We start from the raw sequence: 7,053 nt of genomic DNA, 5'->3' as shown, positions 1-7,053 counted from the left end.
GGTTTAAGGGAACGGTCTTGAAAACCGTCAGGGGTGTAATAGCCTGCGTGGGTTCGAATCCCACCACCTCCTCCACTTTCTTTTTTTTACACTTTTTTAAGCCTGGAGTTGTACCCAAGTCCGGCTGAAGGGGACGGACTCGAAATCCGTTAGGAGTCGCAAGGCTCGCGTGGGTTCGAATCCCACCAACTCCGCTCGATTTGGCATCTGCATAGGCAGATGCATTTTTTAATGGTCGCAGACTTTATGTCTGTGGCTTTTTTTGTGGCAAAATTACGAACGACAGCTATCCTCGGTTAAAAACGGGAATTCTAATACGGTAGGGTCTGTTCGGGTCGATCGGAAAGGAGGTGGACGTGGTGAACTGGATAGACGCGTATATAGAAGAAGTGGTCAAACATGTTCCGGCTAATCGGCGGGAGTCGCTAGCTGAGTCGCTTCAGCAAGAAATCAAGACGAAACTACCGGCTGATCCGACGGAGACGGAAATGAAGCGTGTATTAGAAGAAATGGGACATCCTGCTGCCGTAGCCGCGCAGTATAAAGAAGGTCAGTACTTGATTGGACCGGGGATGTTTCCGCTGTATGTGTCCATCGTCAAACTCGTTGTGCCGATTGTGATGGCCGTCGTCTTTTTCGGTCTCGTCATCGCGAGCATCCCGACCTTTTCGGGACCGATCTTGCCGACTGTCGGCACGTTCCTCACGAACGTATTCGACACGTTATGGAACGTCGGGATTCAACTTGTGTTTTGGATCACGCTCATCTTCTTTTTAGTTGAGCGGTACGCCCCTCAAGGATCGAAAGCACCTGTCATGAAATGGGATGTGAATACGTTGCGCGAACGGGAACGGGGCGGCCGGATCAGTAAGTTTGATGCCGGGTTTGGTTTGTTTTGGACGGCGGTTTGGTTTGGGGTGTACGTGAACGCTGAACGATTGATCGGGATTTATGAATCGACCGCGGAAGGGTTCACGATGGTCACGCCGGTCTTTAATCAATCGTTCCTATTTGACGTGATTTGGCTATTTCTTCTCGTCGTGTTGTTGCAAGTCGTACTCGGTGTGTGGAAATGGATCAAAGGACGTTGGTCGTATGCACTTGCTTCCTATAATCTGATTTACAATGTGGCTTCGGCAACATTCATCATTTGGATGGCGAGTTCCGTGCGATTGCTAGATGCCCGATTCGTAAACTGGATGGAGGCGAACGTCCCAAACGGCGTCTTCTCATTCAATTGGGTGTTCGGACTCGTCGTGGCAATCACGATCCTTGCAGCCGTGTTTGATTCAATCGACGGCTTTCGGAAAGCACGGAAAGCACCGACGTACCGCAAACACCATATCGCTCACACGTAAAAAAGAAGGTGCGACGCCATTGAGCGTTGCACCTTCTTTCATTTATCTAACTTTCGCTTCACGAGCGATCGTCAACTGCTTTTCGATTTTTTCCAAGATCAGCTCAACTGAGTCCGGATCGTTGATCAAATCGTATTCTTCAATCGAGAGACGAAGGACCGGGCAGAGGTTGAAGTTGTTGATCCACTCCGTATAGCGAGCGTACATTTCTTCCCAGTACGTGATCGGTGTTTGTTGTTCCATCTCACGTCCGCGCATTTGAATGCGATCGAGCACTTGGTCGAATGAACCTTCGAGGTAAATCAATAGATCAGGATGCGGGAAGAACGGTGTGAGCACCATCGCTTCGAACAGGCTTGAGTACGTCTCATAGTCTGTCGGCGACATCGTGCCTTTCTCGTAATGCATCTTCGCGAAGATGCCCGTATCTTCATAGATCGAGCGGTCTTGAATGAATCCGCCGCCGTATTGGAAGATTTTCTTCTGTTCTTTGAAACGTTCAGCCAAGAAGTAGATTTGAAGGTGGAAGCTCCAACGCTCAAAATCGTGATAGAATTTATCGAGGTACGGGTTCGTATCTACTTTCTCGAGTGACGTCCGGAAGTTGAGGGCGTCCGCGAGCGAGTTCGTGATGGTCGATTTACCGATTCCGACCATGCCGCCGATCGTGATGATCGTGTCGTTCGGAATGTTATATTTTTCGTTCAGCGTCATTTTAGTTGGGCTCCTTTAGTCAATTCTAGTTCACGTTCAATCGTCGCGAGGACGTGCGTCAAGTCATCCGGATTATGGACGAAGTCGAGCTCGTCACCGCTAAACGATAGAATCGTCACTTCGGGGTGGGTCGCCCGATACGATTCGACAAACGTCTCGTAATCGTGGGCGAGTTGTTCGAGGTAGTCGCGCGACATATTCTCTTCTACTTCTCGTCCGCGTAAGGCGACGCGCTTCATGAGCGTCTCGATACTGGCGTGTAAGTAGATGACGACATCAGGTTTCGGCATATCATGTGTCAAAATCTTATAAATCTGCTCATACTTGTTCAAGTGCGCCGGTCGTAACGATCGGTGAGCAAAAATCAAGTTCTTGAAAATATGGTAGTCTGAAACGACGGATTGCTGTTGACTCAAGTGGTGTTTGTGGATATCGTCTAGTTGCTTGAATCGATTGCACAAGAAGAACATTTCCGTTTGGAAACTCCATTCTTCGATATCTTCATAAAACTTGCCGAGAAAGGGGTTCTCTTCTACAATTTCATTCAGCATCTGCATTGAAAAGTGCTGACTGATGATATGGGCCAGTGACGTTTTCCCGACACCAATCGGTCCTTCTACCGTTATAAACATATGATGTCATCCTCCATTATCCAAAGTGCAAGTTCCATTCTAGCACACAATGAGTTGGATAGGGCGAGCGAAATGATTTTCATTTTTTTTCATAATAAGTGACGAGAAACGGAGTGTTAATATGGAACGTGATGAACGATTTATGCGGCTCGCCATTGCTGAAGCGAAGAAGGCGGAAGCGATCGGAGAGGTCCCGATCGGATGTGTCATTGTCAAAGGAGACGAGGTGATTGCCTCGGGGCACAATCGACGAGAGACCGACTTGCTTGCGGCCGCACACGCGGAAATGATTGCGATTGAGGCGGCGAACGAAACACTCCAGAATTGGCGGCTTGAGGACTGTGAGTTGTTTGTCACGCTAGAGCCTTGCCCGATGTGTGCGGGCGCAATCGTGCTTTCACGTGTAAAGCGGGTCATCTTCGGGGCGTATGATCCGAAAGGTGGATGTTGCGGCACGCTAATGAACCTCGTTCAAGATGAACGCTTCAACCATCAAGCTGATGTAACCGAAAATGTTTTAGCAGAAGAGTGTGGAGCGCTACTGACTGATTTTTTTCGGGACCTTCGTGAACGGAAGAAGCAGGCCCGGCTTGAACAGAGAGGTTGCAACCCTACAGATTAAACAGTATAATGTAATAGCACTCAAAGAAGTGCTTAACTTCATTTACCCATTTGCCGTGCTAGGCGGGGAGGTAGCGGTGCCCTGTAACTCGCAATCCGCTATAGCGAGACTGAATCCCGATTCGAGGGAGTGCATTGGTGTGGCCCGTCCTCGTGTAAGTGGCGTTGACGTCTGAGTCCTGCGCAACGGTCACCCATGAACCAGGTCAGGTCCGGAAGGAAGCAGCCTTAAGTGGTGACGTACCGTGTGCCGCAGGGGTGCTTGGGCCGAGCAAACTGCATGAGTAACGCACATTGACGTGCTTTCAGAAATCGGTGCGCGGCAGATTTATTTAATAACTTTAATCTACGGCCCATGGGTTGTAGATTTTTTTGTATGATGAAATAGAGAAACGTAAGGAAGAAAGGAGGCGGGGACATGGCGTATCAAGCATTATACCGAGTCTATCGTCCGCAGTCGTTCCAAGAGGTTGTCGGTCAAGTCCATATCACGCGTACGATTCAAAACGCGTTGCTTGAAGAGCGGGTTTCGCATGCTTATTTATTCTCTGGACCTAGAGGGACGGGGAAGACGAGCCTTGCTAAAATCATTGCGAAAGCAATCAACTGTGAGACTGCACCGACGAGAGAACCGTGCAACACGTGCCCGACTTGTGTAGCCATTACAGAAGGGACGAGTCCGGACGTCTTCGAGATCGATGCGGCTTCAAATAACGGTGTTGACGAGATTCGAGAAATTCGGGATAAGGTGAAGTATCCGCCTTCACAAGCGCGCTTTAAAGTGTATATCATCGATGAAGTGCACATGTTGTCGACCGGTGCGTTCAATGCGTTGTTAAAAACGTTAGAAGAGCCGCCGCCGCATGCGATCTTTATTTTGGCAACGACAGAACCGCATAAAATTCCGGCGACGATTATCTCGCGGTGTCAACGATTCGACGTGAAGCGCCACGAGGTCGGTCAGCTGCAGACGCGGATGGCTTACATTTTAAATGACCAAGATTACGATTACGATCCGGAAGCGCTCAAGTTGATCGCGCGTGCCGCGGACGGTGGGATGCGGGATGCGCTCAGTCTGCTTGATCAAGCACTCGCCTTTAGTGATGACCGATTGACGGAAGCGGCTGTTCTTGAGGTGACAGGCGCTGTGACCGATGATGCGCTTCTCGACATGGCGTATGGGCTACAGCAAAAACAGCTGGACCAAATCCTTAGCACGCTAGAAACGATGTTACGTGAAGGGAAGGACTTAAAGCGTTTCGTGGAAGATCTCGTCTTTATTCATCGTGATGCGTTACTATTGAAAGCTTCTCCGCAAGCTGTCGATTTACTGGAAAGAGCCCGGCCGAATGAACAATTCCGTGAGTTCGTCGAAGCAACCTCGACCGATGAATTGTTCCAAGTCATTGAGGAGTTGAATGACTGCCAACAACAAATGCGATTATCGAACCATCCGAAAGTGTTGGTGGAATTGACGTTTATCCGGATTGCGGAACAAGGCCGTACGATGAGCGAACAGATGCAGCAGCTTCAAGACCAAGTACGCGAATTGAGTCGAGAGCTGAATGAAGTGAAGAAAAATGGTGTAGCTACGACAGCGGTTGCTGCTGAGAAGCCGAAAGCGGTGAAACGGACACAAATCCGGGTTCCGAAAGAACGGATTCGTCAACTTCTACAGCGGGCAGAACGTCAGCACTTGAACGCGATTCGCGATAGCTGGGAAGATATCATGGGGAATATTCGAACACAAGATGGTCCAATCTTTGCGTTGTTCTATGAGAGTGAGGCTGTCCTTTGTGCAAGCGACACCTTACTGGTACAATTTAAAGATGGGATGACATGGCATTATGAACAAGTCAGTTCGAATGGCCGCACCCGTGACGTAATCGAACAAGCATTGTTTGAAGTAACGGGGATCCGTCGAGAAATTATGGCTGTCCTTGAAACAGATTGGCTTGAATTGAAAAACGAGTTCATCCTTCAGAAACAAGCGGAGCGCACGGATGCGAAAGAAGAAGCGAAGCCGACAGAAGAAGATCCGCTTGTCGCACAGGCGTTCGAACGTTTCGGTGATGTCGTCGAAATCGAAGAAGTTTAATAAAGGAGGCGCTTTATATGCGTGGAATGGGAAACATGAACAATATGATGAAACAAATGCAGAAAATGCAGAAAGACATGGCTAAAGCCCAAGAAGAATTGAAAGATTTAACGGTAGAAGGAACGGCCGGCGGTGGCATGGTGAAAGTTGTCGTGAGCGGGCATAAAGAAGTATTAGATATCATCATCGCTGAAGATGTCGTCGACCCGGACGATGTTGACATGTTGCAAGACCTTGTTCTTGCTGCTGTGAATGATGGGATGAAACAAGCTGATCAACTTGTAAACGATAAGATGGGACGTTTCACACAAGGGATGAACCTCCCAGGCTTTTAATGAAGAAAGGAAAGATGTGAGTTGCAATACCCTGAAGCGATTGGACGATTGATTGAGAGCTTTACAAAATTACCAGGCATTGGTCCGAAAACGGCCATTCGACTGGCCTTTCATGTACTGGACATGGAGGAGGACGATGTGTTGACATTTGCGAAGTCTCTTGTCAGTGCCAAACGTGATATTAAGTATTGTACGGTTTGTGGGCATATCACGGATGTCGATCCATGTTCGATATGTACAGACTCCCATCGTGATACAACGGTAGTATGTGTGGTGCAGGATTCGCGAGATGTCATCGCCATGGAGAAGATGCGGGAGTATAGAGGGAAGTATCATGTCCTTCACGGTGCGATCAGTCCTATGGAAGGTATTGGACCAGAGGATATTAACGTCTCGAGCTTATTGACGCGTCTTCAAGAAAACGAAGAGATTACCGAAGTGATTTTGGCTACGAATCCGAACATCGAGGGAGAAGCAACTTCGATGTATCTATCTAGGTTGCTCAAACCAACAGGGATACGCGTAACGAGACTTGCGCATGGTCTCCCGGTCGGTGGGGACTTAGAATATGCGGATGAAGTGACGCTTTCTCGTGCGATGGAAGGCCGAAGAGAGTTATGAGATGGTTTCGAAAGTCGCTTCGAACTGAATACGATCAACGATTTCTTACGGAACTGTTGGATGCGAAAGCAAAGTTTGAAGCGAAACGACATATGCTGGACGTAAGCATTGAAGATACAGGAGAGCTAGCAGCGCAAGTGAAGCAAGCCGAGACGCTCTATTTCTTTTATTTGAAGGAAGCGAAACGTCGAAACGTCTCTCTCTCCAATTTACGTTCTTAAAACGAGGCGGAAGCCTCGTTTTCTATTTGTACTCACGTCATATAGTGATAACGATATGATCTTATAATTTTAAAGCAGTGAATGGACGGCGCGGAGCGTCTAACACTTTTTTAATGGTAAGTTTGTCGGGTGGGACATCAGGTTGTGATCACCGTATGTCTGAATACTTGTTAAAAAACTGGCTATATAATGAAGGAATTAATCTCGTAGAACGAAAAAACTTAATACATGATAAAAAAATAAAAACTTTTCTAGAAAAGTTATTGCGTTCGATAAATTTTACTGATATATTAATAGACGTCGCCGAGAGCGAACGAAAAAGAATATTTTAAAAAGCTATTGACCAATCGTTAATAACTTGGTAAGATATTTAAGTCGCCAAGAGCGGCAGACGAACTTTGAAAACTGAACGATGAGGCAAAAATAAGTTTTACAAGTTTTGATTGAAGCGCA

The 7,053-nt window shown here is 47.6% G+C and carries 8 protein-coding genes, 1 tRNA gene and 1 other RNA gene; 8 read left to right on the top strand and 2 right to left on the bottom strand.

Translation table 11 applies throughout. The annotated features are described in order from the left end of the window. Window positions 1-104 precede the first annotated feature (104 nt). Together L971_RS14675 and L971_RS14670 are read left to right on the top strand one after the other, a co-directional pair. A tRNA-Ser gene (locus L971_RS14675) sits at window positions 105-194 on the top strand. 165 nt (window positions 195-359) lie between these two features. Beyond that, window positions 360-1,358, top strand: coding sequence for a hypothetical protein (locus L971_RS14670; protein WP_024372545.1), 999 nt, complete (start codon window positions 360-362; stop codon window positions 1,356-1,358). A 42-nt stretch (window positions 1,359-1,400) separates the two neighbouring features. Here the strand turns inward: L971_RS14670 and L971_RS14665 are convergent, their stop codons facing one another. Together L971_RS14665 and L971_RS14660 are read right to left on the bottom strand one after the other, a co-directional pair. Next, entirely contained in the window at window positions 1,401-2,072 is a 672-nt protein-coding gene (locus L971_RS14665) for a deoxynucleoside kinase (RefSeq protein ID WP_024372544.1), read from the bottom strand. Beyond that, a complete protein-coding gene (locus L971_RS14660) occupies window positions 2,069-2,704 on the bottom strand; it encodes a deoxynucleoside kinase (protein ID WP_024372543.1) in 636 nt (211 codons plus the stop codon). The genes L971_RS14665 and L971_RS14660 overlap by 4 nt, the downstream gene beginning before the upstream one ends. A 121-nt stretch (window positions 2,705-2,825) precedes the next feature. Here L971_RS14660 and tadA point away from each other — a divergent pair, with 121 nt between their 5' ends. The 6 genes from tadA to L971_RS14635 all read left to right on the top strand — a co-directional run bounded on the left by tadA (window position 2,826) and on the right by L971_RS14635 (window position 6,600). Next, the gene (gene tadA / locus L971_RS14655) at window positions 2,826-3,326 is read left to right on the top strand and encodes a tRNA adenosine(34) deaminase TadA (protein WP_047376481.1); all 501 of its coding nucleotides are present in this window, start codon (window positions 2,826-2,828) and stop codon (window positions 3,324-3,326) included. A gap of 53 nt (window positions 3,327-3,379) precedes the next feature. Then, an RNA gene (gene ffs / locus L971_RS15000) (signal recognition particle sRNA large type) lies at window positions 3,380-3,648 on the top strand. A gap of 95 nt (window positions 3,649-3,743) precedes the next feature. Then, entirely contained in the window at window positions 3,744-5,423 is a 1,680-nt protein-coding gene (gene dnaX / locus L971_RS14650; protein WP_047376480.1) for a DNA polymerase III subunit gamma/tau, read from the top strand. 17 nt (window positions 5,424-5,440) lie between these two features. After that, window positions 5,441-5,758: a YbaB/EbfC family nucleoid-associated protein gene (locus L971_RS14645; RefSeq protein WP_024372540.1), complete on the top strand. Its 318-nt coding sequence runs from the start codon at window positions 5,441-5,443 to the stop codon at window positions 5,756-5,758. Between the two features lie 21 nt (window positions 5,759-5,779). Beyond that, window positions 5,780-6,379, top strand: coding sequence for a recombination mediator RecR (gene recR / locus L971_RS14640; RefSeq protein ID WP_024372539.1), 600 nt, complete (start codon window positions 5,780-5,782; stop codon window positions 6,377-6,379). Next, window positions 6,376-6,600 (top strand): YaaL family protein, encoded by a 225-nt coding sequence (locus L971_RS14635; RefSeq protein ID WP_024372538.1) that lies wholly within the window; start codon window positions 6,376-6,378, stop codon window positions 6,598-6,600. Before recR ends, L971_RS14635 begins: the two co-directional genes overlap by 4 nt. The last annotated feature ends 453 nt before the right edge of the window (window positions 6,601-7,053 follow it).

This window comes from Exiguobacterium sp. ZOR0005, from assembly GCF_000798975.1.
GTDB classification, from domain to species: Bacteria; Bacillota; Bacilli; order Exiguobacteriales; family Exiguobacteriaceae; genus Exiguobacterium; species Exiguobacterium aurantiacum.
Note: the sequence above shows the minus strand (reverse complement) of the source record. Positions and strands in the feature narration are given on the sequence as shown.